Consider the following 25,726-nt stretch of genomic DNA (forward strand, 5'->3'; position numbering starts at 1 on the left):
ACGGGGTGTCTTTCACAGCAGGTGAGACATGAGGGATTCCCTTCCTGATGGAACTCAGGTGTTTCCCGAGTAGCAAGCGGTTTTGCTGGTTCCATCGGGATGTGTCGATTTTTATAGATTTTAGTAACCAGGGAAGGCAATGAGCTTCAACCATCGAGAAATAGAGAAAAAATGGCAGGATTATTGGGAAAAAAATAAAACGTTTAAAACGGTCGATGACGATGACAAGCCGAAATTTTACGTGCTAGATATGTTCCCGTATCCGTCAGGAGCAGGACTGCACGTCGGCCATCCAGAAGGCTACACCGCCACTGATATTTTGGCGCGCATGAAGCGGATGCAAGGCTATAACGTGCTTCATCCGATGGGATGGGACGCGTTCGGCTTGCCGGCGGAGCAGTATGCGCTTGATACCGGAAACGATCCGGCGGAGTTTACCGAAAAAAACATTAATACGTTCCGACGCCAAATTAAATCGCTAGGGTTTTCGTACGACTGGGACCGGGAAATCAACACGACCGATCCGAATTACTATAAATGGACGCAATGGATTTTCTTAAAGCTGTATGAGAAAGGGCTCGCTTATATGGATGAAGTCCCAGTCAACTGGTGCCCGGCGTTAGGCACGGTGCTTGCCAATGAAGAAGTTATTAACGGCAGAAGCGAACGCGGCGGCCACCCGGTGATCCGCAAGCCGATGCGGCAATGGATGCTCCGCATTACCGCCTACGCGGACCGTTTACTCGAAGACTTGGAAGAGTTAGATTGGCCGGAAAGCATTAAAGAAATGCAGCGCAACTGGATTGGCCGCTCAGAAGGCGCGGAAATCCGGTTTGAAGTCGATGGCCATGAAGAAACGTTCACCGTCTTTACCACTCGTCCAGATACACTATTTGGTGCGACGTATACTGTATTAGCTCCAGAGCATCCGCTTGTTGAAAAAATTACGACTCCAGAGCAAAAAGCGGCAGTGGAAGCGTATTTAGATGCGATTAAAAGCAAGAGCGACCTTGAGCGCACTGATTTGGCGAAAGAAAAAACGGGAGTATTTACCGGCGCATATGCGATTCACCCAGTCACTGGCGAGAAGCTGCCAATTTGGATTGCCGATTATGTGCTGATGAGCTACGGCACTGGTGCAATTATGGCCGTGCCAGCACACGATGAGCGCGACTATGAATTTGCGAAAAAATTTGATTTACCAATCAAAGAAGTTGTCGCCGGCGGCGATATTGCGAAAGAAGCATATACGGGAGACGGAGAGCATATTAACTCTGATTTCTTAAACGGTCTAAACAAAGAAGAAGCGATCAAGAAAATGATTGAATGGCTAGAAGCCAATGGAAAAGGACAAAAGAAAGTTTCATACCGTCTCCGCGACTGGCTGTTCAGCCGTCAGCGCTACTGGGGCGAGCCGATCCCGATCATTCATTGGGAAGATGGAACGATGACGCCGGTGCCGGAAGAAGAGCTGCCATTAAAGCTGCCAAAAACCGATCAAATTAAACCGTCCGGTACAGGAGAATCACCGCTTGCCAATATCAAGGAATGGGTGAACGTCGTCGATCCGAAAACAGGCAAAAAAGGGCGCCGCGAAACGAACACGATGCCGCAATGGGCAGGAAGTTGCTGGTATTATTTGCGTTATATCGATCCGCATAATGACAAACAGCTGGCCGATCCGGAGAAATTGAAAAAATGGCTGCCGGTTGATGTGTATATCGGCGGTGCGGAGCATGCTGTGCTTCACTTATTGTATGCGCGTTTCTGGCATAAATTTTTATATGACATCGGCGTCGTGCCGACAAAAGAGCCGTTCCAAAAATTGTTTAACCAAGGCATGATTCTTGGCGAAAACCATGAAAAAATGAGCAAATCAAAAGGAAATGTCGTCAATCCGGACGATATTATCGAAAGCCACGGTGCCGATACGCTGCGCTTATACGAAATGTTTATGGGACCGCTGGAAGCGTCGATCGCCTGGTCGACTAAGGGGCTGGACGGAGCGCGCCGCTTCCTAGACCGCGTCTGGCGCTTATTTGTCGAAGAAAATGGAGAGCTGAACCCGAAAATCGTCGACAATCCGGAAACGGATACACTTGAGCGCGTATACCATCAAACGGTGAAAAAAGTGACCGAAGATTATGAAGCGCTTCGCTTTAATACAGCGATTTCGCAATTGATGGTGTTTATTAACGAAGCATACAAAGCGCCGCAGCTGCCAAAAGCCTATATGGAAGGATTTGTGAAACTATTATCGCCGGTTTGCCCGCATATCGGGGAAGAACTATGGCAAAAACTCGGCCATAACGATACGATCGCATACGAGCCATGGCCAACTTATGATGAATCAAAACTAGTGGAAGAGGAAGTTGAAATCGTTGTGCAAGTGAATGGAAAAGTAAGAGCGAAACTGCATGTGCGCGCGGATTTATCGAAAGAGGAGCTTGAACAAATGGCATTGCAGGATGAAAAAATTAAAGAGCATATCGCCGGCAAAACGGTGCGCAAAGTCATTACCGTTCCTGGGAAATTGGTAAATATTGTAGCGAACTAATCTAGTGCCCCTCTTTTGCGAGGGGCATACGATAGAAAGGAGACGAAGTGATGGACGAAATTAAAGAAATCACTGCGGCGGAAGTAAAAGAAAGACTTGATCGTGGCGAAAAATTGAACATCGTCGACGTACGCGAAGATGAGGAAGTCGCACTTGGCATGATCCCCGGAGCGAAACATATCAAAATGGGAGAAATTCCAAGCCGGCTCGATGAATTCAATAAAGAGGAGGAGTATATTTTCGTTTGCCGCTCCGGCCGGCGCAGCGAAAACGTTTGCCGTTATTTGCAGGAATTAGGTTACCGCGTCTGCAATATGGTCGGCGGGATGCTCGAATGGGAAGGAGATACGGTGCCAAAAAAATAGCCTATTGTTTTGGCTGAATCCTATTCTTTTTGATACAGTAAAGAAAAAATCGTTCGGTTGTTTCTTTATGAGAAGCGACCGAGCGTTTTTTTTCAAGAAGGTAACCGCTTTTGTCGCAACTCGTTTTTCGTCGACACGGCGATATTTTCCTAATGATTGCACTTATAACCCGTTGATTTTCCCAGTAAACGAAAGAGCGTGATTTAGTACAATAAAAGACATAAAAGAGCGATACCGGTTTCTTTTTCTATCCCTTTAGTACCAATGGGTGATTCCTAACCCGGTAAAAAGATTGTATAATTTTCGTTAAATTTAAACTATTCGTACATATGGACAAAGGGGTAGATATTCATTGAAGATTGGCGATCGCTTAAAGTTCACCCGTCTCAAAAAAGAATTGACTCAAGAAGAAGTGGCGGAAGGAATTATTTCCGTATCGTATTTGTCGAAAATTGAAAACAACCAAGTAACGCCGAGTAGGGAAGTGTTGCACCTACTTTGTCAGCGGCTTGGGATTGACAACTTATTTCACGAATGGATGAATGAACTGATGAAGCAAATAATGTTATGGTATAAGGCAATAATAGATAAAAACGAATGGAAAGCGGAGGAAATGTATGAAAAAATAAAGAAAATGATAGAGTATTTTAACGATGCGGAAGCAAATATTTATTTTCTACTAATGGAGATGCGCTATTATTTGTTTATGAAAAATATTTCCGCCGCTGAAGCCGCAATGATGCAGATTCGCGAATTGTACAATGCATTTGACCACGAAATGAAATACTACTATTACAAATTTTTCGGGCTTTTATATTATTGCAAAGAAAAATATGAAGAAGCGCTGGAGTATTACAAAAAGGCAGAGGAGCTGTTTCGGCTTCAATCGTTTCCAAAGTGGGAAGAAGCAGACTTGTATTATTTGTTAGCGCTTGCATACAGCCGGTTATGGAAAATGTTAAGCTGCATCAACTATGTGCAGTGCGCGCTAGCCATTTACCAAGCAGATTATAACTTAAAGCGAAGCGCGGAATGTCATGTGTTGCTAGGAATTTGCTATCGAAGGTACGGCGAGTTGGACAAGGCGGTCGAATGTTACTCCCTTGCGCAAAAGGCGGCGCAAATGGTCAACGATATTGAACTGCTGGGCATTATTGAACATAATTTGGGCTACTTGAAATCGATGAAGAAGGAGCATCGGGAAGCGATTCGACACTACGAAAATAGTTTAGTATATAAAAAACACGCTACGCTTGCCGATCGCTTTATTACGTTATTTTCTCTTATTCGCGAATATTATGTTTCACAAAATTATCGCAAGGCGCTGGCAAGCGTGGAAGAAAGCCTGCAGCTTTTAAAACAGCATTCCGAACCTATTTCCTATGAATATTACCTTCATTTTACTGTCTATCAATATTTATTATCTCGCGATGTTTCTGAACAGGAATTCGAAATGTTTATGAAAAATGAAGTTATCCCCTATTTTCAAAAACACAAAAAATATGAAGATGTGGCGCAATACGCCGAGTATTTAGCAGACTACTACGAGCGCTGCCACAAGTATAAGCTAGCAAGCAAATATTATAAAATGAGCTATGATTTTCTAAAAAAAATTATACCTATTTAGGAGGAATTGTTTTAAAAAGAGCGATGATCAGCGTGTTATTGTTAATGGTGTTAGGAGTGCCAGTTTTTTCGGCCATGTCCAAGCGCCGAAAGAAGTCGCCAAAGATCAATTTCCACCGCCAACCGCTATGGTAAAATAGCCAAAAAGTCAGCCGGCGATTAGGTGACGGCTGTTTTTTGTTTGGACAGCTAGCGTTTTATTTATGGGCAATCAGTCTTGTATGAAGAAAGTGCGTATGATTTACAAAAACGTGCCTAACCGACTCAGTTATGGTGGAAACATGCGATGATCCGCTTCACCATCCATTATAGCCGCGGGTATCATAACGTGTTTTGGAACGGTCCACAGACGGTGTACGGGGATAGAGTCGGACAAACATTCCTTGCATTTTTTGAAAAAAAGGCGTGAAGGAATTTCTACATAGTTGGTGAAAACAATGAAATAAAAGAAAAAACCGGGGGGAGAAGAAAAATGTACAAAGTCAAAGTATTCGATAAAGAGCATGAAAAGGATTTGGAAGCAGCGGTCAACGATTTTTTATCACGATTAAAAGACGGACAGTTAATCGACGTCAAATACAGCGTGGCGGCGATGGAGTCGGAAGGAGAACAAATTTACTGCTTTTCGGCAATGATTATTTACCGGACCTAACGTTGCCTATTAGGTCCGGTGGGAAATGGCGTATGCGGCGGCATTGACGCCGGCGAGCCGGCCGGTCACCAATGCTGCCGTGATGTTATAACCGCCTGTGTAGCCGTGAATATCTAAAATTTCCCCGCAAAAATAAAGACCTTCCATGAATTTGGAAGCCATCGTTTTCGGTTGGATTTCTTTCACCGAAACACCTCCGCCGGTGACAAACGCTTTTTCCAACGGCAATGTGCCATGAACGTGAAAGGTAAACTGTTTGCACTGATGGACAAACGTCCGAATCATTTCGTGCGACACTGTTGCGGCCAGCGCCTGCGGGTCGATGCCGCTTTGTTCTAGCAAAAATAAGACATATCGCTCCGGCAGCAATCCTTTTAACACGTTTTTGACCGCTTTTTTGGGCTCTTCTTTACATAGATGGGCAATGTGCTGAAACAGTTCTTCCTTATTGTGGTCAGGAAGCGCATCAATGCTCATCATAACCGCATCTTTGCCATACTTTTTCAGTGCTTTGACAACGAATTGGCTGCAGCGAAGGGCGGCCGGGCCGGAAATGCCGAAATGGGTAAACAGCATGTCCATTCGATGGGTAATGATCGGTTTTCCGTTTGGTTTCAGGACGCTTAAAGCGACATCGCGCAGCGACAAGCCTTGCAAAATCCGTTCTTGAATGAACGGCTCCTTTGATGTAATCGGAACTTCGGTTGGAAACAACTCGGTAATCGTATGCCCCGCTTTTTCTGCCCAAGCATAGCCGTCACCGGTAGAGCCGGTCTGTGGGACTGATTTGCCGCCCACAGCGACGACGACTGCCTTGGCTTCGATAAATTCGCCGGTTTTTAGCGTGACGCCTATCGTTTTTCCATGCTCGTACCTAACATCAGCAACCGGCGTGTTGAGCCAAACATCTACATGCAGCCGTCTTAACTCGTTCACTAACGCTTGTACAACCGATTGCGCGTTATCGGTCACCGGAAACATGCGACCATGATCTTCTTCTTTTAGCTGTACGCCTAACCGTTCAAAAAAGCGAATAATATCTTCATTATTAAATTCAGAGAAAGCGCTGTATAAAAATCTTCCGTTTCCAGGAATATGTTTAATAATTTCTTCGACAGGGAGACGGTTTGTTACGTTACATCGTCCGCCGCCGGAAATGGCAAGTTTCCGCCCTAGCTTGTTCCCTTTTTCAATAAGAAGCACTTTTGCTCCTTGTTCCGCAGCGCCAATTGCCGCCATTAATCCCGATGGCCCTCCCCCAATAACAACAACTTCATATGTCATTTTCTTCACTATCCTTTCTTTCTTGATTATAATGGAGCGGGGGAAAATTTCTCGACATGATCAAAAATATGATAAAATATCATAGTTATCATTTTCAATGTGATCAAATTAGGGAAGGGATCGTATGTCTACCTCAAAATTATTGCGCGGAACGTTTATTCTGACAGCTGGTGTTATGATTTCCCGGATTCTCGGCTTAATTTATGTCATTCCTTTTTATCATCTTGTAGGGGAACAAGGCGGTGCGCTTTATGGGTATGGATATGTGCCGTACCAAATTTTCATTAGTCTCGCTACAGGGGGACTGCCGCTGGCGGTTTCCAAGTTTGTGTCGAAATATAATGCTTTGGAAGAGTATCGTGTCGGTTATGTGTTATTTCAATCGGGATTACGATTAATGATGGTTACCGGCATCGTTTCTTGCGTTGTTTTATATACCATTGCTCCGTGGCTTGCTCCGTTTGTTATTGATGAACGTGCAAACGTCAACTCTATTAATGACGTCGTAACCGTTATTCGCGCGGTGAGTTTTGCGCTTATTATCGTTCCTGTCATGAGCTTAATCCGCGGTTTTTTCCAGGGACATGAATCGATGGGGCCGACCGCGCTATCACAAGTGGTCGAACAAATCGTCCGCATCGCCTTTTTGTTGATCGGTTGTTACGTCGTTTTGCGCGTACTTGAAGGCTCTCTCGTTACAGCAGTCAGCGTGGCAACGTTTGCCGCTTTTGTCGGCGCACTCGGTGGGCTCGCTATTCTCATTTGGTATTGGTGGAAGCGAAAGAAGTATCTGGATGATTTATTAGCAAGAGATCGTGGACAAGTTAAGCTTTCTTTGAAAGAAATGTACAAAGAATTATTTCTGTATGCAGCGCCGTTCGTTTTTGTTGGACTAGCGATGCCGCTTTACCAGTTAGTTGATCAGTTTACGTTTAACCATGCGATGGCGAACATAGGACTTGGGAAAATTTCTGAACATGCTTATTCTATTTTTAATATGTGGGCGCAAAAAATTGTCATTATTCCGGTAACGCTGGCGACATCATTTAGTTTGACGCTAATTCCAACGATTACAAAGGCGTATGTGGAAAGAGACCGACAATCATTGCGAAAATATTTAAACCAAACGTTTCAAGTAGTAATGTTTTTAACATTGCCTGCTGTTGTCGGCATGGCGCTTCTTGCAGGGCCGGTTTATGCAGCGTTTTATAGTTATGATCCGCTTGGAGAGCAAGTGTTGCGCTGGTATGCGCCAACTGCGATTTTGTTCGCATTGTTTTCCGTGACAGCGGCGATGCTGCAAGGCATTAATCAACAACGTTTTTCGGTCGTCAGCTTAACGATGGGACTTTTCGTGAAACTTTTACTCAATACTTTTCTTATTACAAAATTTGCGACGATTGGCGCGATACTTGCGACTATGTCTGGTTATTTGGTTTCGGTTATATTTAATTTATGGATTATTAAAAAATACACAAAATACCGATATCAGTTTGTCATACGCCGCACGATTTTTATTGGAATATTAACGGCGCTTATGTCCATATTTGTTGCGGTTGTACAGCTGCTTTTGAAATCGATGCTTCATTATCGTGGCGGAACAGTGGAATCGATCGTGATCGTCGCGATTGGTGCAATTATCGGCGCAGGAGTGTATTTCTTTTTCAGCGATCGATTTGGTCTGCTTGCCTCACTGTTTGGCGATCGCTTTGCATTTTTGCGCCGTAAAAAGGAAAAGAAGGCGGTCTCCTAGCCGCCTTCTTTTCTAAAAGATTAAAATTGTTCAAAAGGAAGCCCAAGCCGGCGTTCGACTCGTTGCAAGCGACGGTTAAGACGATTGAGACGATCTTCATGACGCTCTAACGTCCGTTCGATTCGATTCAGTTGTTGCTGAATGTTTCCGAGACCTCCTGGGAAACCTCCTGGGAAGCCAGGGCCAAAAGGTTGAGTAGGTTGTTGACGATAATCATCTGTCATTGAAGGATAATAATAATAATTCATTATGGGTCAATCTCCTTTCTTCTTTTTTCTTTCATAGTGTATGGAAATAGGAAGAATGCGGACTAGACAAACGCCTAATTTGACCCAAATTTTTTTAAGGTGGTGAAAATATTGGGGCTGCGTATTGATAAAATGCTGGCCAACATGGGGTATGGGACAAGAAAAGAAGTAAAAAAATTGCTGAAATCAGGGGTCGTCAAAATTGACGGAGTTGTGGTCAAAGATCCGCAAACACAAGTCAACCCGACAGAGCAGGTCGTGACAGTGCGGGGAGAAGAAGTGGAGTATAAAGAGTTTATTTATCTAATGATGAACAAGCCGCCGGGAGTCATTTCGGCAACGGAAGATATGATAGAAGAAACGGTCGTTGACTTGCTGGAAGAGGAAGACCGCGTGTTTTCGCCATTCCCGGTCGGGCGGCTAGATAAAGATACGGAAGGGCTTTTATTGTTGACGAATGACGGACAGCTGGCCCACCAATTACTTTCGCCGAAAAAACATGTGCCAAAAACGTATTTTGCTGTCATTGACGGAGAGGTGACAGCGGAAGATGTGGCGGCATTCCGCCGCGGTGTGGTGTTAGATGACGGTTACAAAACGAAGCCAGCGGAGCTCGTTATTTTAAAATCTGGATTTCGTTCCGATGTAGAGGTAACGATCACAGAAGGAAAGTTCCACCAAATAAAGCGGATGTTCCGGGCGGTAGGTAAACGGGTCGTTTACTTAAAGCGGATTCAAATGGGGCCCCTTATTCTCGATCCTTCACTGGATGTCGGGCAATATCGCGAATTAACCGATGAAGAGGTGGAAATGTTGAAACAGTTTCGCGCATGAATCTTTCCCCCTTTCATTCCGTTTAGAGGAAGGAAGACTTCTCAGGGAAAATGCGAAAGAGGAAAAAAAGGAACCGAGGTTGGGTTCCTTTTTATATACAAACTAAATACATATTCTGCTTTTGGCATGTTGAGGCTTATTCTTATCTCGCTATAACCTCTCACCTTTTTCTCTCTTCTCCACATCCGTTAAGAAGATATACGCACCTTCTTGTTGGTTGTCGTCCATTTGCCCTTGCTAGGGCTGCGAACTAGGTCGTTATACGCTAACACATTTAAATCGCGCTGAATCGTCCTTGGGGTGGTGCCAAACTCATCAACAAGTTCTTGCGTCGTTACGGTTCCCTTCTCGCTAATGTACATGTACACCGATTTAATTCGTGTTAGCATACGATGTGTTGAAGGTTTCAAAAGACCACTCCCTATCTTTGCATAATTCGCATGGCACAACATCACTTTTTCCAAGATGAGAGATTATATCTTTTTGTCTTTTTACTATCATTTTACACGAAAATAGATGAAAAATGCTACCCATTTGCCGATATTAACGAAATATTTAAACATTTTGTGAAGAAGTTGCAATATCACTGCAAAAAAAGAAAACTTTGACTTTCTTGATTCATTTGTGTTACGTTGACAACAAAGAGCAATGAAAAAGAAAGGAAGAGTAGGTGTGGGCATCAACTGGCTAGAAGAAGTATTAAAGCGGAAAGAAGAGTTGATTCAAGATACGCAGGCGCTTTTACGCATTCCGAGCGTTCTTGACGAAGAAAGTGCCACAGAGGAAGCACCGCTTGGCCGAGGAATATATGAAGCATTGCAATTTTTGTTGCGGCGTGGACAGGAGGAAGGTTTTACAGCCAAAAATCTCGATGGACTGGCTGGACATTTGGAAATGGGACAAGGCGATGAGCTCATCGGTATATTATGCCATGTCGATGTCGTGCCGCCTGGGGACGGCTGGTCGAGTGATCCGTTTGCGGCGGAAATTCGCGATGGGAAAATCTATGCCCGCGGCGCCATTGATGATAAAGGACCGACAATGGCGGCGTTTTATGCAATGAAAATAGTAAAAGAACTCGGTTTGCCGCTTCGAAAACGGGTGCGCATGATTATCGGAACGGATGAAGAGAGCAACTGGCGCTGTGTCGATCATTATTTCAAGCATGAAGAAATGCCGGCGATGGGATTTGCTCCGGATGCTGATTTTCCGATTATTTATGCAGAAAAAGGAATTGTCGACCTCGATTTGTATCAGCCGCTTACCGAAATGAGTGAACAAGGCGGAATTCAGCTGTATTCGTTCCGCTCCGGCCGCCGTTACAATATGGTGCCTGATTTTGCCGAAGCAGTATTGGCTGTAAATGATGAACAAAAAGAAAAAATAGAGAAACATTATCATCATTTTTTGCGTGAGGCAAACATGAAAGGAAATGCCATTGTCAAAGAGGAGACAATCACTTTTCAACTAGAAGGTGTTTCCGCGCACGCGATGGAGCCGGACAATGGAAAAAATGCCGGCTTATGGCTGGCGAAATGGCTTTCGAGTGTCGAGCTGGATGCGCCAGCAGCGTCATTTATCCATTTTGTGACCGACTATTTCTTTGCTGATTCACGCGGAAACAAGCTAGGTATTGCCTACCATGATGAGATTACCGGAGATTTAACGGTGAACGTTGGCATCTTATCGTATGACCGGCAAGGCGGTGCAAAAATCGGCTTAAACATCCGCTATCCGGTTACGAATGAAATAGAACAAACAAAACAAAAACTAGAAGCCGTTGCTGCACAGTATGGCTTTACGGTCGGGCATTTCAGTGACTCCAAACCGCATTATGTCGACCAAAATCATGAATTAGTACGGACGCTGCAGCGTGTATACGAAGAACAAACCGGTGAGCGCGCTACGCTGCTTTCCATCGGCGGCGGCACCTATGCCCGCTCCTTAAAAGCGGGAGTCGCGTTTGGGCCGCTGTTTCCAGGCCGTCCAGACGTAGCACACCAAAAAGATGAATACATCATCATTGATGATTTGCTAAAAGCAACGGCTATTTATGCTCAAGCTATTTATGAATTAGCAAAGTGAAAAATTGCCAAATTTATGTTACGATAAAGATAACCGCTCTTTGTTGAGCGGTGCTTTTTTTCAAAAGGATGGGAGAGGCGGCATGGAAGTAACGCTGAAACGAGGGGAATCGACCAGCAAGAGTGTATTTCCGCTTTTTTATTTTTTCGTATTTTTCGCCTTTGGGGCGCTATTTCCGCTTTTATCTGTCTATTTGCAAGAAGAGGTTAGACTTTCCGGGACAGAGATCGGGGCAATTATGTCCATTAGCCCGGTAGTGATGATGTTGATCCAGCCGCTTTGGGGAATGGTTACCGATTATACGCGTAAACCCGTTTTCGTACTAACCGTTGCATTATGGGCCACTGCAGTCACCGGATTTGTTTATTCATTGGCCGTGGAATATCGCTGGCTTATGGTAATCGCGGTTTTGCTTGCGGCGATGCAAAGCGCCATCGTGCCGATTTCGGACAGCATTGCCCTTCATCACGTACAACAAGATGGCGGCAGCTACGGCTCGATTCGCTTATGGGGGTCGCTCGGTTTTGCGGTCGCCGTATTAGCCGGCGGCTGGTTATCTGACCATTTTGCCTTTATGACTATTTTTTATTTGTTTTCGTTGATGCTCATATTAGCTGCTTTTCTTGCTTGGCGGCTTCCCAAACAGAGCCAGACGATGAATTCGGGAACGCTTCGCGGTGTCAGACAGCTGCTTGCCATTCCGCATTTTTTGCTATTGCTGCTCTCTACGTTTCTCATTTTTGGTCCGATTTTAGCCAATAATTCTTATTTTGGCATCTTCATTAAGCAGCTTGGCGGAACATTGACGGGAATTGGATTTGCCTTTCTACTGGCAGCGGGAAGTGAAGCGCCGTTTATGAAAATGACGGATAGGCTGATCCGCCGCTTTGGGCTGATTCCGCTCTTCATTTTTGCCACGGCAGTATCAGGCTTGCGCTGGTTCCTGTATTTTTGGGAACCACCGCTTGTTTTCGTATATATCACAACGATTGCGCAAGGTTTTTCCGTCGGTTTGTCGATCCCAGCGGCGCTTCAATATGCACGCGATATTGCTCCGAAGCATGTGCAGGCGACAGCCGTATCTCTTTATTCTGCTGCCGGGAACGGATTTGGAGCCTGGTTTTGCACTTTTATCGGCGGATATCTTCTTGATCGCTATCATATTGGAGCGGTATACTTATTTTTTAGTGTATGTACATTTATCGGCATGTTGTCATTAATCGCGATCCATTGGCTAAGTAAAAAAAATCATTCTGCAGGTGAAGAAAGATGAAACAAACACATTATTTTATCGCGGTTCCAATTGCTGCGGAAGTAAAAAAGCAAATTGCCCACTGGAAAGAGCAAATCGCCTTTGCTTTTCCGTTTCGGACATGGGTGCACGAAGAAGATTATCATATTACATTAGCGTTTTTAGGACATGTTCCGCAGGCCAAAGTGGAAGAAGTGCGGGAAAAAATGGCCGAAGTGGCGGTACGCCACACTCCTTTTTCTTTATCTTTATCGGAAATCCGTACATTTGGCGACCGGACCGCACCGCGCATTTTATGGCAAGGGGTAGAAAAAGAAGAAAAACTGTGGGTGCTGCGGCGTGATGTGTATACGGCTTGCACCGGCATCGGCTTTTCTTTAGACAAACGGCCATTTACCCCACATATTACCATTGCCCGCAAATGGCAAGGAAGCGAGGCATTTCGTCTGGAGGAGCTGAAACAGAAACCAAGGATAGCGGCGACTTTTTCTGTTCGTGAAATTGTGTTGTATCAAACCCATTTAGACAGAACGCCGAAGTATGAGGCGATCGCTTCATTTCCGTTTTCTGAAAAAGCAACTTCTTAAAAAGGAAGTGTGCAAGTGTGGGGCAATTAATTAAGCTGCAAGATTATATTTCTCGGTATGAAACCGATGTATATCACTATGCTCCTGAATTTATTCGCCTAAAGAAAAAGCAGTGGGAGCAAACGAAAGAACAATGGGAGACTGGCCGAAGAAACAATGCTGCTCCCGTCCAGGAGGAAACGTGGGAATGGCTGCTGGAAAAGCCTTCGTTGTTGGAGAGGATGAAAAAATGGGTGCGGCGTTCTTCCGTATCGGAAGATGATGAGGACGTTTCAAGCGCTGATAAGAACGATATTGCAATAAAGGCCGCCAATATCGATGAGCTAAAAATGTTATTTTTAGAAGAACTATTTCATATGCAGCTAAAGTGGGCAAGTTCTACCGCTTGGTATGAATCCAATGTAGAATCAAAATTTTACTACGATGAAACATTAAAATATTTTTTACAGCGTTTTCCCGATACGGACCTATGTTTATATAAGCCAGTATTTTTAGTAAAAAACGCCCGAGTCGAATTAGATATCCTTTTGCTGAGCCCGACCACAACATGGTGCATCACTTTTGTCGAGGGAGAAAAAGATAATATTATTATCGCTTCTTCCGACCGCTTTTGGACGGAGATAACGAAGCGGGGGGAAAGAAGGAGAATCAATCCGGTTATTGCACTGCAACGAATGGAGAAAATTGTTGTTGATATATATAAACGGTATCATATCGATTTCCCTGTGAGGAAAGCGGTAATCAATCGCTACGGCTATATCGATGACCGCCATTCTCTTAGCGGTGTCCAATACATTGATAAACGAAATTATGCGCGCTGGTTTTCAGCATTAAGGGAATTAACACTCCCGCTAAAGCATGTCCAGCTAAAAGCAGCTTCTTCGCTGTTGAGTCACTGCTATAGCCATTATGATATCCGAACCGCTTGGAATACGGATGAGGAGAAGGTGTAAAGCTAATTACACCTTTTTTTATTTATTGTTTATATTTTGTTTACATATCAATTTCTTCGATATACAAGATGGCTACAGTTGTCATCCGTTTCCTTGGCACCGCATTTCTTCTTTCACGTATGATAATAACACAGCCTGCACCAAAAGAGAGGTGAGCAGATTTGCTTCATATAAATCGGAATTTTGCTGCATATTTAGATGCGATGAATGTGGTGACGGTGTTAGTGCCGAAGTCGTATTTCAATGGAGAAATGCAAACATTTACGCTAGGAACGCCATACGGGGAGCGACATCCTTTAACCATAGAGCGAAAAGTGGATTTAGGAGAAAGCGTGAAATACGAATGTTTATGTCCGATTCCGATTGAAATAGGAAGGGAATATCTTCTTTATGACCATCAAGGAGAAGCGACCGATTTGCAAATTGGCGCGGTCGTGCGGACAGCGGCATTTGATGAGCAATTTTTTTATGACGGCGATTTAGGCGTCGTGTATACAAAGAAGGAAACGACTTTTCGCGTTTGGGCGCCGACGGCGACAGAGGCAAAAGTAAAGCTGGTTCAACCGCAAACGAACGAAGTGGATTATATACCGCTAAAACGGCTGGAAAAAGGGGTATGGACGGCAACTGTATGCGGCGATTTGGAAGGAATGTATTACACTTATGTCGTATGTGTAAACAAAATTTGGCGCGAAGCGGTGGATCCGTATGCGGTGGCCGTCTCTGTCAACGGGGAGTATGGAGTGATTGTCGATTTAGCGAAGACACGAACGGAAAAGCCGCCTCTCCCTCCGCTTTCTTCACCGACTGACGCGATTATTTATGAAATGCATATCCGCGATTTTACGATTCATCCGGACAGCGGCGTAGTCCATAAAGGAAAATATTTAGGATTGACCGAACTCAATACAAAGGGGCCAAATCATACGACAACCGGGCTTTCTTATTTAAAAGAGTTGGGTATCACGCATGTCGAACTGCTTCCATTTAACGATTTTGCCGGAATCGACGAACGCGACCCGCTACGGCAATATAACTGGGGCTACAATCCGGTTCATTATAATGCACCAGAAGGAAGCTATGCGACCGATCCAACGGACCCTTATGCGCGCATCTGCGAGTTGAAACGCGCGATTCATACGCTGCAGGAATACGGCATCCGCGTCATTATGGATGTGGTCTACAACCATGTTTATATACGGGAACAGTCTTCCTTCGAGAAAATCGTTCCAGGATATTACTTCCGTTATGATGAGTACGGCAATCCCGCTAATGGCACTGGAGTTGGAAATGATATTGCTTCCGAACGGAAAATGGTGCGAAAATGGATCGTGGACTCGGTTCGTTTTTGGGCAGAGGAGTACCATGTAGATGGATTCCGTTTTGATTTAATGGGAATTTTAGATATAGAAACAATGAAAGCGGTTCGCGAAACGATCGATGCGCTAGACCCGTTCATTCTTGTATTTGGAGAAGGATGGGATTTGCCGACACCGCTTCCGTCCAAGCAAAAAGCAACAATGCATAATGCCGAACAGCTGCCGCGCATCGGCTATTTTAACGATTATTTTCGCGATAGTGTCAAAGGAAGCACATTTCAGCTGCTTGACAGAGGATTCGCCCTTGGCAATTGCGATCATCGGGAAAAGGTGAAAGTGGCAATTAGCGGAAGCATCCGCAAAAAAGGAGGAATGTTTCTTCATCCGCTGCAAACCGTTAATTATGTCGAATGTCATGATAACCATACATTTTGGGATAAAATGGAGGCAGCAAACGGTCATGAAAATGAACAAACGCGGAAGAAACGGCAAAAATTAGCAACGGCGATCGTTCTGCTCTCGCAAGGAATTCCATTTTTGCATAGCGGGCAGGAGTTTTACCGAACAAAACAAGGAATAGACAACAGCTATAATGCTCCTGATTCGATTAATCAAATTGACTGGGTCCGAAAAAGCGAGCATGAAGATGATATCCGCTACATTCAAGGGCTGATTGAACTGCGGAAATCCCATCGTGCTTTTCGATTTTCTACTGACGAGGAAATAAATCATTACCTTTTTTTTCTTGAACCAATGCCTCCATCTATAATCGCTTATCATCTTCGCGGTGTGGAGCAATATGGGCCGTGGCGTGATATTGTCGTCATTCACCATAATCAAGAGGAAAGGCAAGATGTGTTTCTTCCCGATGAAGATAAATGGTATGTGCTTTGCGACGAGGTTCGCAGCGGAACGGCACCGCTGTTTTCTGTGCAGAAAAAAATAAGCGTCGATGGAATCGGAACGTGGGTGCTTGTAAAACAAATGTGATTTTCCTGTTTTTTACAATTGGCATAAAATATTTGCAAGAAGTGACCATATTTCAGTATAATACAAGTAAAATGAACGGATAAGGACGTGATTCAGCCGTCCTTTTTATTTACAGAAACTGTATGAAAACTAGTAGGACAGCTATTGTCTGAAATACGGAATCAGGTGATCGCTGTCTCTTATTTTTTTAAGTCGAAGGTGAACATGCTTTGGAACAGTTACTAGGGAAGGAGTGGGACATCACTCCGGCTGGCGGCGCAACAGGAGATGCATATTTTGCGGAATATGAAGGGAGAAAGTTGTTTTTAAAACGGAATTCTTCCCCATTTCTTGCGGTTTTGTCAGCGGAGGGAATTGTCCCGAAATTAGTTTGGACGAAACGATTGGAAAATGGGGATGTATTTACCGCTCAACAGTGGCTGAACGGGAGAGAATTAAAGCCGCATGAGATGGGAAGTGAACAAGTGGCGAGTTTACTGAGCAAAATTCACCGTTCCAAAGACTTAGTGATCATGCTGAAGCGGCTCGGCAAAACTCCGTTGCGGCCAGAAATGATGTTGCAAACACTCAAGGGATCCTTTGCTCGTTATGCGTTGGCCAGTCCATTCATCGATCAAGCGTTCCACTGGCTCGAACAGCACCTATCTTCCTTGCAATGTGATGAGCATGTTGTCTGTCACTGCGATATTAACCATAACAATTGGTTGCTTGCTGAAGACGGCAAACTGTATTTAATTGATTGGGACGGTGCAATGATCGCCGATCCCGCCATTGATATAGGCATGCTTCTTTACTCCTATATTCCGGAAGAAAAATGGGAAGAATGGCTGGAACTTTACGGGGTGGAACTAACCGACAGCCTACGTCTGCGCATGAAATGGTATACGATCGCACAAACGCTTTATTCGCTTGTATGGCAAAAGAAAAAAAATGCAAAAAAGGAAATGCAACAATCGCTGCATTTCCTACGTAAGCTGGTTGACCCAGTCTGATAATTGCTGCTGGTGGGATAAAATGTGCGAGTTTAAATCAGCGCTGTATTTCCCGTTCTGCCCATATGCGTAGATATCGGGAAGAATGCTTTTGACTTGTGGATGCACTTGTTCATTTCCCAGCAATGATTTGACAAGCCGCTCAATTTGTTCGCATTCGGAAACGGTGCCGCAGCAGTCGGCTTGGTGTTCCGATAAGATGTCTTTTAATATGGTGATTTGATGATGATGATCTAGTGGCAATTGGTACCACCATCCTTTAAAAAATATGCGGTACATTTTATAATATGCACTTATACAGCAGAGTTTATGATTGCCACCTTTTGCAGTCGTATGTGCGGCTGTGTTTTTTTATGCTTTGCGATTATTGACTTGCATAGGAATGTGTATTCGTGGTATTGTTGACAACGATGAACAAAAAACAGAGGTGTCAGTATGCGTCTACGTAACAAACCATGGGCCAAAGAAAAAATTGCTTCTTATCCACATTATGTGATTCCTCATCCAGAACAATATAAAGGAAGATGGAAAGAAGTATTTGGAAATGATCATCCCATCCATATTGAAATTGGTACTGGCAAAGGGAAGTTTATCACTGAAATGGCCAAATTACATCCCCATATTAATTACATCGGCATTGAACTATATCCGAGCGTGCTTGTCTCCGCACTCGATAAACTCATTGAAAATGAACTGCCGAATGTACGGTTATTAAATGTCAATGCGAAAGATCTGACCAATTTTTTTGCCGAAGGGGAAATCGAGCGCATTTATTTAAATTTTTCCGATCCGTGGCCAAAAAAACGGCATGAGAAACGACGCCTGACTTATCGGGCTTTTTTGGAACTGTATGAAAAAGTATTGGTGGACGAGGGTGAAATTCATTTAAAAACGGATAATCAAGGCTTTTTTGAATATTCGCTTGTAAGCTTTTCCCAATATGGCTTAGTGCTGACGTATGTCAGTTTAGATTTACATCATAGCGATTTTGCCGGAAATGTGATGACCGAATACGAGGAAAAATTTGCGGCAAAAGGGAACCGAATTTATCGGTGTGAGGCAAAATATCCGCCGAAACATCGCTTTGCGTAAAAGGCTGTCTAAGCCTTTTATTTTTTGTTTTCGAAATATTTGCGGAAGTGTTACACTAAATGGTGAGGTGATGGGAAATGGAGCAACTAAAAGTAGGAAAAATCACATTGACATGGTTAAACGGAGGGGTAACTCATTTAGATGGCGGCGCGATGTTCGGAGTCGTTCCCAAGCCGCTTTGGTCGAAAAAATATCCGTGCAACGACAACAATCAAATTGAATTGCGCACCGATCCTATTCTTGTGCAAGCGGATGGAAAAAATATGTTGATTGAGTCCGGCATCGGCAATGGCAAATTGTCGGATAAACAAAAGCGCAATTTCGGCGTTACGGAAGAATCATCGCTCGAGCAATCACTTGACCAGCTCGGTTTAACAACCGATGATATTGATATCGTGATGATGACACACATGCATTTTGACCACGCATGCGGTTTGACCAAATGGGAAGGAGACCGGCTCGTTTCGACGTTTCCGCGCGCGCAAATTATTACGTCTCAAGTAGAATGGGATGAAATGAGACAGCCAAACATCCGCTCACGTAATACATATTGGAAGGAAAACTGGGAGCCGATTGCCGAGCAAGTTGTTCCGTTTGAAAAAGAAAAGGAAGTCGTTGATGGCATCAAAATGATACATACAGGCGGGCATAGCGACGGACATTCGATTATCGTGATGGAGTCGGACGGGGAAATGGCAATTCATATGGCTGATTTGTTAGGGACACACGCCCACCAAAACGTACTATGGGTGATGGCATACGACGATTATCCGATGACATCTATTTTTGCCAAACAAAAATGGATTCCGTATGCTATTGAAAAGCAGGCTTGGTTTACGTTTTATCATGATGCGTACTATCGCGCCTTAAAATGGGATGAAAACGGGAACATCGTCGAACATGTAAAGCGTAACTAGTCCGTAAGGCTTGTGTAGGCGGATGCCTTGCCAAAAGCATCCGCTCATCTACAGCTGTTTTACGTCGATCATCGTTCCTGTATAGGCGTCGATGACAAATTCATACTGCGCGCCATCGCAGCAAATACCGCCTTTATAAATAGTATAGCGGATGTTGTTTTTTTCGTACGTTTCTGGTGTGATTTGAATCCAGGAGCCGCTGATCGGCGCAGATTGCCCAAATGCCGCCTTTGCTAAAGAAAGTGCTTTTTTTGCAGAAATCATCTGCCGGTCCAATTGTGCCTTGATGACGTAGGCGGCGGCAAATCCAAGAGCGGCGCCGGTGATAAACTTTTTCCAACTCATGACGTAAAACCTCCTCTGTGCATTTGATACCGTTTAGTATATCGCATTTTGGCGGAAAATGTAAGAAAAGTGGAAAACCATTTCACGATTCGCTACAATAAAATCAAGAAGAAAAAGGGGTTAGTGGAGATGAATGTGGAGACACTTCAATTGTTTCAAACACTGACGGAATTGCCGGGAGCGTCGGGAAATGAACATGCCGTGCGCCACTTTATGCGGAAGGAACTGGAAAAATACGCTGATGAAGTGGTGCAGGACCGGCTTGGCAGCATTTTTGGCGTTAAGCGCGGCGATGAAAACGGCCCTACCGTGATGGTGGCAGGGCATATGGATGAAGTCGGATTTATGGTCACCGCCATTACCGATAATGGCATGATCCGCTTTCAACCGCTCGGCGGCTGGTGGAATCAAGTATTATTGGCGCAACGTGTACAAATTATTACCAGCCACGGCCCGGTCATCGGTGTCATCAGTTCGATTCCGCCGCATTTGCTAAACGAAGAACAGCGCAACAAACCGATGGAGATCAAAAACATGCTGATTGACGTCGGCGCTGACGATCGCGAAGACGCGAAAAAAATGGGCATTAAACCAGGACAGCAAATCGTGCCGATTTGTCCGTTCACCCCAATGGCCAATCCAAAAAAAATTTTGGCCAAAGCGTGGGACAACCGCTACGGATGCGGGCTGGCCATTGAATTGCTGAAAGAGCTAAAAAACGAGAAGCTGCCAAACGTATTATACTCCGGGGCTACGGTTCAGGAAGAAGTCGGACTTCGCGGGGCGCAGACGGCAGCAGCAATGATTCAGCCAGATATCTTTTTTGCGCTGGATGCAAGCCCTGCCAACGATATGACGGGTGATGAAAAGGGATTTGGCCACCTTGGCAAAGGGGCGCTTGTCCGCATTTATGACCGTTCGATGGTCACCCATCGCGGCATGCGCGAATTTGTGCTAGATACAGCAGAAACGCATGGCATTCCATATCAATTTTTCGTTTCACCAGGAGGCGGAACGGACGCCGGACGCGTACATATCGCAAACAGCGGCGTGCCATCGGCTGTCATCGGCATTTGTTCCCGCTATATTCATACACATGCGTCCATTATTCATGTGGATGACTATGCAGCCGCAAAAAAACTGCTGGTCGAACTGGTCAAGCGCTGCGATCGGGCGACGGTGAATGCGATTAAGAAAAATAGCTAAACATGATGAGAAGTCTTGCGCGACAAGACTTCTCTTTTTCCGTGCAAAGGAGTGAAATGCGTTGCAAACCATTGCAATCGGCACAACCAATCAAGCGAAAGTAGCAGCGGTTCGAGAAGTTTTTGATCCAGATCGTTATACGCTCATCCCAACGAATGTGCCATCGGGTGTTTCCGCCCAACCACTCTCCGATGAGGAAACGCGTCAAGGTGCAATCAATCGCGCCAAACATGCGCTCGAAAAAGAGCAGGCCGATATCGGCATCGGGTTGGAGGGCGGTGTAATGGAGATCGATGGAGAGCTATGGCTGTGCAATTGGGGAGCGCTTGTCGACCGAGACGGTGCTGTCATTGCCGCCAGCGGGGCGCGCATTCTCCTCCCTGCCGAAGTGGCAAAAGGAATTCGCAGCGGCAGAGAGCTTGGCGACGTCATGGCGGAATATACAGGAAAATGCAACATTCGCCATCAGGAAGGAGCCATCGGCGTGTTTACGAATGGCCATGTCGACAGAGCCGGCATGTTTCGCCACATTGTCCAGCTTCTTGCCGGTCAATATGAATTTTTTTGTCAAAACCGCTGATTCGCGATATGATAAAAGGGTACAGAAGGGGGTTTCACGGATGAAAACCATTGAAACAGCAGCACAATATGAAAAGGTGAAAAATACAGCGAAAGCGATTTTTGTATTTTCGGCGGATTGGTGTCCGGATTGCCGCTTTATTCAGCCGTTTCTGCCGGAAATCGAAAAAACGTTTTCCAATTATGAGTTTTATTATGTCGATCGTGACCAATTGCTCGAAGTATGCCAGCAAGAAAATGTATTTGGTATTCCAAGCTTTATTGCCTATGACCATGGAAAAGAACTCGGCAGATTTGTCAGCAAAGACCGCAAAACGAAAGAGGAAGTCGAGCAGTTTATCCGCAGCCTGTCATAGCTAGGGGGCGCAGTGATGGACAGCAAACAAATGTATGAGGAAATCAAAAAACGGCTTGCCCATCATCACAATTGGGTTTTCCAATTGGACCGGAAAAACGATACGCTCCGCATTGAAGCAAAAGAAACGAAAAAAGGAGTCACCATTTCGCTTCCCGGCGTCATTGCGAAATGGCACGAACAAAAAGAGGAAGCGATTAACGAAATTGTATATTATGTAGAACAAACGTTAAATACGATGCATGAGGAGCATACGCTTTCCGGCAAAGAAAAAGATATTTATCCGGTGATTCGTTCCACTTCGTTTCCGACGAAAACGAAAGAAGGAATTTCCCTTCTTTATGACGACCATACGGCGGAAACGCGCATTTATTATGCGCTTGATTTAGGCAATACTTATCGTCTCATTGATGAAAAGATGGTGGAACAGGAACAATGGGACAAGGAACAAATAAAACAAATCGCCCGTTTTAACGTTCGTTCGCTCGATGTAAGCGTCAAAGAAGACAAAGTTGCCGGAAACACGTTTTATTTTGTAAATACCAATGACGGCTATGACGCAAGCCGGATTTTGAATGATGCTTTTTTGGCGAAAATGAGCAAGAAAATTACAGGAACAATGGCGCTCGCTGTGCCTCATCAAGATGTGCTCATTATTGCCGATTTGCGAAATGAAGTCGGATATGATGTGCTGGCGCAAATGACGATGAGCTTTTTTGCCAACGGGCGAGTGCCGATTACTGCATTATCATTTCTATATGAAGAAGGAAAATTAGAGCCGATTTTTATTTTAGGGAAAAATTATCGCAAAAAATAATAGAAAGAGGGTGGCTTACAGTGAATGTATTTTACAATCGAGAAGGTGTCGGCGATGTATTGCTTGTTTCTGTAAAACCGATTCAGCCGGAGCAGAGGGCGTTTGAAAAAAAGGGCGATGTTGTCCGCATCTTTGATGAACAAACGGGAGAAACGGCAGGCTATAATATTTTCCGGGCTTCCACCTATCATCCTTTTGCCGGCAACGGCTTGTTGGAGCTGAATGAAGAGCTTGTTGCTGTCATTAACGAGATATTGAAAAAAAATGGGTGGAACGAAACGATCGAAGCCGATCTTTCGCCAAAGTTTGTCGTCGGTTATGTCAAAGAGAAAAAGAAACATCCAAATGCCGATAAACTGAGTATATGCCAAGTGGATGTCGGAACAGAAGCATTGCAAATTGTATGCGGGGCGCCAAATGTGGCAGAAGGGCAAAAAGTTGTGGTCGCCAAAATTGGCGCCGTCATGCCGAGCGGGCTGATCATTCAGGAAACGGAATTGCGTGGAGTCCCGTCATACGGAATGATTTGTTCGGCCAGGGAATTGGAATTGCCAAACGCTCCACAAGAAAAAGGCATTTTAGTATTATCCGATGAGTACGAAGTAGGACAACCATTTACTTGGCAATAATACGATAGTCACTAGACTGGTTTCTAGTGACTTTTTTTCCGAAAACGAATGGAACAGAAAGAGTGATTTAACAATGAAATGGCTTAAACGGATGATTCGCTACTGGCTGGATTCAGACGAAGAACCAACAGCTTCCTCCGGTCAGCAGCACCGTGACCGGCCGGCGGCTTCACAACTGAATGCGAAAGTAGTGTATCAATACCCAAAAGGAAACTTTCGTTTTCCGCTTATTCCGGATGAGCGGCCAGCAAGACGAGGTTTTTCATCATTTGAGCAGGAATATGAGGAAAACGGTCAAGCTGTTTCGCGCCGCCGCAATGTACCGAAATACGACCAAAGCGAGCGGGACAATGACAAAAAAACGTTCCGTCCTTCCGAGGTGTTGTCGCCTGTTTATGGATATAATAGAAAAACAGCGAAAAAGAACGATCCTGTCGTTGAATGGGAGCTGCCATCTCATTCCAAAGATGATGCGATGGATCTAGTAGATTCATCTGTATCGGAAAAAGCGGAAACAGGTGGGCATTTGCTGTCGCCGGAATGTTTAAACAATGAAAAGGAGATAAGCGCTGGTGCGGTTCAAGAAGAGAAAGAAGAAACGGATTTGCCAAACAGCAGCGACGAACAACAAGAAACGATAGATGGGGAAAAAGAAGCTTCTATCCAAGAAGCAGAGCAGCCTAAAAAGGCAGAGGAAGAAACTGAGCCAAAACACGGCGATGAAACAAAACAGCGACCTTCTCCGTCGCGTTCCCGCATTCCTTACAATGTCATCATGCTAAAGCAAGACCGGAAAAAGCGGGAAGAAAAAAGGAAATCTGTTAGCAGCGGATATCAGTTTCCGTATTTATCGTTGCTAGAGAGTCCACAACAGCGCCACGAAAGCGATGAGCAATGGATTCGCGAGCAATGTGAGCGGCTGAACCGGACGTTTGCCAGTTTTCATATCGGCGCGAAAGTCGTCAATACGACACAAGGGCCGACGGTGACGCGCTTTGAAGTGCAGCCCGATTTAGGAGTGAAAGTGAGCAAAATTACAAATTTAGCCGATGATATTAAATTGAACTTGGCGGCAAAAGATATTCGCATCGAAGCCCCGATTCCGGGAAAGCGTACGATCGGCATTGAAGTTCCAAACGTAAAAAGCCGTCCCGTTCTGATTCGCGAGATTTTAGAAAGCGGGGCGTTCCGCAATAATCCATCGCCGCTGACGGTTGCGCTTGGACTCGATATATCAGGGGAGCCGGCAGTCACCGATTTAAAAAAGATGCCGCACGGATTAATTGCTGGAGCGACCGGTTCAGGGAAAAGTGTGTGCATCAATGCGATCATTGTCAGTTTGCTGTACAAAGCCGTCCCACATGAAGTGAAATTGCTGCTGATTGATCCGAAAATGGTCGAGCTTGCCCCGTATAACGGCATTCCACATCTTGTCAGCCCGGTCATTACCGATGCCAAAGCGGCGACAGGAGCATTAAAATGGGCAGTGGAAGAAATGGAGCGGCGCTATGAGCTGTTTGCACATGCAGGCGTCAGGGATATTGAAAAATACAACGAGCTCGTGAAACAAAAAGGCAGCCTAGAGCACCATCTTCCGTATATCGTCATTATCATCGATGAACTGGCTGATTTAATGATGGTGGCCCCGGCTGATGTCGAGGAGGCGATTTGCCGCCTCGCTCAAAAAGCAAGGGCGTGCGGCATTCATTTAATCGTCGCCACCCAGCGTCCGTCCGTCGATGTGATTACTGGTTTAATTAAAGCAAATATTCCGACGCGAATCGCTTTTTCTGTTTCTTCGCAAGTGGATTCGCGTACGATTATTGACACAAACGGCGCGGAAAAATTGCTTGGGCGCGGCGATATGCTGTTTTTAGAAAACGGCTCATCCAAAGCAGTTCGGCTGCAAGGAAGTTTCGTATCAGATGAGGAAATTGAACGGGTCGTCGCCCATGTAAAAGCGCAGATGGGGCCTTCCTATTTGTTTCAACAGGACGATTTTGTAAAAAAGACGGCGATCGGACAGGAAGAAGACGAACTTTTTTATGAAGCATGCCAATTTGTCGTTCAGCAAGGTGGAGCTTCCACGTCCAGTTTGCAGCGGCATTTCCGCATCGGCTACAACCGCGCCGCCCGTTTAATTGAAATGATGGAGCAACAAGGCATTATTTCCGAAGCGCGCGGCAGCAAACCGCGAGAGGTGTTAATTAGTGAAGACGAATTGGCGAATTGGCAAGAAAATAGTATGATATGATCATTAATGGATTGATCCTATTGTGTACAATATAG

The 25,726-nt window shown here is 44.9% G+C and carries 26 protein-coding genes; 21 read left to right on the forward strand and 5 right to left on the reverse strand.

The window, feature by feature from the left end; translation table 11 throughout:
* Nucleotides 1–139 precede the first annotated feature (139 nt).
* From leuS to HT574_RS10925, 5 genes are all read left to right on the forward strand, one after another.
* On the forward strand, nt 140–2,557 hold the full coding sequence (leuS, locus tag HT574_RS10905) for a leucine--tRNA ligase (protein ID WP_175244628.1): 2,418 nt from the start codon (nt 140–142) through the stop codon (nt 2,555–2,557).
* A 50-nt stretch (nt 2,558–2,607) separates the two neighbouring features.
* Nucleotides 2,608–2,922 (forward strand): rhodanese-like domain-containing protein, encoded by a 315-nt coding sequence (locus HT574_RS10910; RefSeq protein ID WP_017434904.1) that lies wholly within the window; start codon nt 2,608–2,610, stop codon nt 2,920–2,922.
* A gap of 352 nt (nt 2,923–3,274) precedes the next feature.
* Nucleotides 3,275–4,549 (forward strand): helix-turn-helix domain-containing protein, encoded by a 1,275-nt coding sequence (locus tag HT574_RS10915; protein WP_175244629.1) that lies wholly within the window; start codon nt 3,275–3,277, stop codon nt 4,547–4,549.
* A gap of 285 nt (nt 4,550–4,834) precedes the next feature.
* Entirely contained in the window at nt 4,835–4,957 is a 123-nt protein-coding gene (locus HT574_RS10920) for a hypothetical protein (protein ID WP_175244630.1), read from the forward strand.
* A gap of 63 nt (nt 4,958–5,020) precedes the next feature.
* Entirely contained in the window at nt 5,021–5,200 is a 180-nt protein-coding gene (locus tag HT574_RS10925; RefSeq protein ID WP_017434907.1) for a sporulation protein Cse60, read from the forward strand.
* A gap of 9 nt (nt 5,201–5,209) precedes the next feature.
* On the opposite strand, the gene HT574_RS10930 is transcribed toward HT574_RS10925, so the two are convergent.
* A complete protein-coding gene (locus HT574_RS10930; protein WP_175244631.1) occupies nt 5,210–6,484 on the reverse strand; it encodes a BaiN/RdsA family NAD(P)/FAD-dependent oxidoreductase in 1,275 nt (424 codons plus the stop codon).
* 124 nt (nt 6,485–6,608) lie between these two features.
* On the opposite strand from HT574_RS10930, the gene HT574_RS10935 reads away from it, so the two are divergent.
* Nucleotides 6,609–8,237: a putative polysaccharide biosynthesis protein gene (locus HT574_RS10935; RefSeq protein ID WP_175244632.1), complete on the forward strand. Its 1,629-nt coding sequence runs from the start codon at nt 6,609–6,611 to the stop codon at nt 8,235–8,237.
* A gap of 20 nt (nt 8,238–8,257) precedes the next feature.
* Here the strand turns inward: HT574_RS10935 and HT574_RS10940 are convergent, their stop codons facing one another.
* On the reverse strand, nt 8,258–8,485 hold the full coding sequence (locus tag HT574_RS10940) for a hypothetical protein (protein WP_043905823.1): 228 nt from the start codon (nt 8,483–8,485) through the stop codon (nt 8,258–8,260).
* Between the two features lie 111 nt (nt 8,486–8,596).
* Between HT574_RS10940 and HT574_RS10945 the strand changes: the two genes are divergently transcribed.
* Nucleotides 8,597–9,319: a pseudouridine synthase gene (locus tag HT574_RS10945; protein WP_175244633.1), complete on the forward strand. Its 723-nt coding sequence runs from the start codon at nt 8,597–8,599 to the stop codon at nt 9,317–9,319.
* 188 nt (nt 9,320–9,507) lie between these two features.
* Here the strand turns inward: HT574_RS10945 and HT574_RS10950 are convergent, their stop codons facing one another.
* Nucleotides 9,508–9,729, reverse strand: a complete 222-nt coding sequence (locus tag HT574_RS10950) for a DeoR family transcriptional regulator (RefSeq protein WP_015864852.1) — start codon at nt 9,727–9,729, stop codon at nt 9,508–9,510.
* Nucleotides 9,730–9,991: 262 nt separating this feature from the next.
* On the opposite strand from HT574_RS10950, the gene pepV reads away from it, so the two are divergent.
* The 6 genes from pepV to HT574_RS10980 all read left to right on the forward strand — a co-directional run bounded on the left by pepV (nt 9,992) and on the right by HT574_RS10980 (nt 17,497).
* On the forward strand, nt 9,992–11,404 hold the full coding sequence (pepV, locus tag HT574_RS10955) for a dipeptidase PepV (protein WP_175244634.1): 1,413 nt from the start codon (nt 9,992–9,994) through the stop codon (nt 11,402–11,404).
* Nucleotides 11,405–11,486: 82 nt separating this feature from the next.
* Nucleotides 11,487–12,677, forward strand: a complete 1,191-nt coding sequence (locus tag HT574_RS10960; RefSeq protein ID WP_175244635.1) for an MFS transporter — start codon at nt 11,487–11,489, stop codon at nt 12,675–12,677.
* Nucleotides 12,674–13,243 carry an RNA 2',3'-cyclic phosphodiesterase gene (gene thpR / locus HT574_RS10965; RefSeq protein ID WP_175244636.1) on the forward strand — a complete coding sequence of 190 codons (570 nt, stop codon included), beginning with the start codon at nt 12,674–12,676 and terminating at the stop codon, nt 13,241–13,243. Before HT574_RS10960 ends, thpR begins: the two co-directional genes overlap by 4 nt.
* A 17-nt stretch (nt 13,244–13,260) precedes the next feature.
* A complete protein-coding gene (locus HT574_RS10970; RefSeq protein ID WP_175244637.1) occupies nt 13,261–14,196 on the forward strand; it encodes an NERD domain-containing protein in 936 nt (311 codons plus the stop codon).
* A gap of 161 nt (nt 14,197–14,357) precedes the next feature.
* Nucleotides 14,358–16,505, forward strand: a complete 2,148-nt coding sequence (pulA, locus tag HT574_RS10975) for a type I pullulanase (RefSeq protein ID WP_175244638.1) — start codon at nt 14,358–14,360, stop codon at nt 16,503–16,505.
* A 209-nt stretch (nt 16,506–16,714) separates the two neighbouring features.
* Nucleotides 16,715–17,497, forward strand: coding sequence for a phosphotransferase family protein (locus tag HT574_RS10980; protein ID WP_175244639.1), 783 nt, complete (start codon nt 16,715–16,717; stop codon nt 17,495–17,497).
* On the opposite strand, the gene HT574_RS10985 is transcribed toward HT574_RS10980, so the two are convergent.
* The gene (locus HT574_RS10985) at nt 17,471–17,740 is read right to left on the reverse strand and encodes a YtzH-like family protein (protein ID WP_017434918.1); all 270 of its coding nucleotides are present in this window, start codon (nt 17,738–17,740) and stop codon (nt 17,471–17,473) included. The two genes, HT574_RS10980 and HT574_RS10985, sit on opposite strands and share 27 nt — an antisense overlap.
* A gap of 192 nt (nt 17,741–17,932) precedes the next feature.
* On the opposite strand from HT574_RS10985, the gene trmB reads away from it, so the two are divergent.
* Both trmB and HT574_RS10995 read left to right on the forward strand, forming a co-directional pair.
* Entirely contained in the window at nt 17,933–18,589 is a 657-nt protein-coding gene (gene trmB, locus HT574_RS10990) for a tRNA (guanosine(46)-N7)-methyltransferase TrmB (RefSeq protein WP_017434919.1), read from the forward strand.
* A 77-nt stretch (nt 18,590–18,666) separates the two neighbouring features.
* Nucleotides 18,667–19,506, forward strand: coding sequence for a YtnP family quorum-quenching lactonase (locus HT574_RS10995; protein ID WP_175244640.1), 840 nt, complete (start codon nt 18,667–18,669; stop codon nt 19,504–19,506).
* A 48-nt stretch (nt 19,507–19,554) separates the two neighbouring features.
* On the opposite strand, the gene HT574_RS11000 is transcribed toward HT574_RS10995, so the two are convergent.
* A complete protein-coding gene (locus HT574_RS11000) occupies nt 19,555–19,851 on the reverse strand; it encodes a PepSY domain-containing protein (protein ID WP_175244641.1) in 297 nt (98 codons plus the stop codon).
* Nucleotides 19,852–19,980: 129 nt separating this feature from the next.
* Between HT574_RS11000 and HT574_RS11005 the strand changes: the two genes are divergently transcribed.
* From HT574_RS11005 to HT574_RS11030, 6 genes are all read left to right on the forward strand, one after another.
* A complete protein-coding gene (locus tag HT574_RS11005; protein ID WP_175244642.1) occupies nt 19,981–21,057 on the forward strand; it encodes a M42 family metallopeptidase in 1,077 nt (358 codons plus the stop codon).
* 61 nt (nt 21,058–21,118) lie between these two features.
* Nucleotides 21,119–21,637, forward strand: coding sequence for a DUF84 family protein (locus HT574_RS11010; protein WP_175244643.1), 519 nt, complete (start codon nt 21,119–21,121; stop codon nt 21,635–21,637).
* Nucleotides 21,612–21,992: a thioredoxin family protein gene (locus HT574_RS11015; protein ID WP_254698658.1), complete on the forward strand. Its 381-nt coding sequence runs from the start codon at nt 21,612–21,614 to the stop codon at nt 21,990–21,992. Before HT574_RS11010 ends, HT574_RS11015 begins: the two co-directional genes overlap by 26 nt.
* Before the next feature lie 15 nt (nt 21,993–22,007).
* A complete protein-coding gene (locus HT574_RS11020; RefSeq protein WP_175244645.1) occupies nt 22,008–22,808 on the forward strand; it encodes a DUF1444 domain-containing protein in 801 nt (266 codons plus the stop codon).
* A gap of 20 nt (nt 22,809–22,828) precedes the next feature.
* Nucleotides 22,829–23,437 carry a YtpR family tRNA-binding protein gene (gene ytpR, locus HT574_RS11025; protein WP_175244646.1) on the forward strand — a complete coding sequence of 203 codons (609 nt, stop codon included), beginning with the start codon at nt 22,829–22,831 and terminating at the stop codon, nt 23,435–23,437.
* Nucleotides 23,438–23,510: 73 nt separating this feature from the next.
* Nucleotides 23,511–25,691, forward strand: a complete 2,181-nt coding sequence (locus HT574_RS11030; RefSeq protein ID WP_175244647.1) for a DNA translocase FtsK — start codon at nt 23,511–23,513, stop codon at nt 25,689–25,691.
* The last annotated feature ends 35 nt before the right edge of the window (nt 25,692–25,726 follow it).

Source organism: Parageobacillus sp. VR-IP (genome assembly GCF_013357975.1).
Lineage (GTDB): Bacteria > Bacillota > Bacilli > Bacillales > Anoxybacillaceae > Saccharococcus > Saccharococcus caldoxylosilyticus.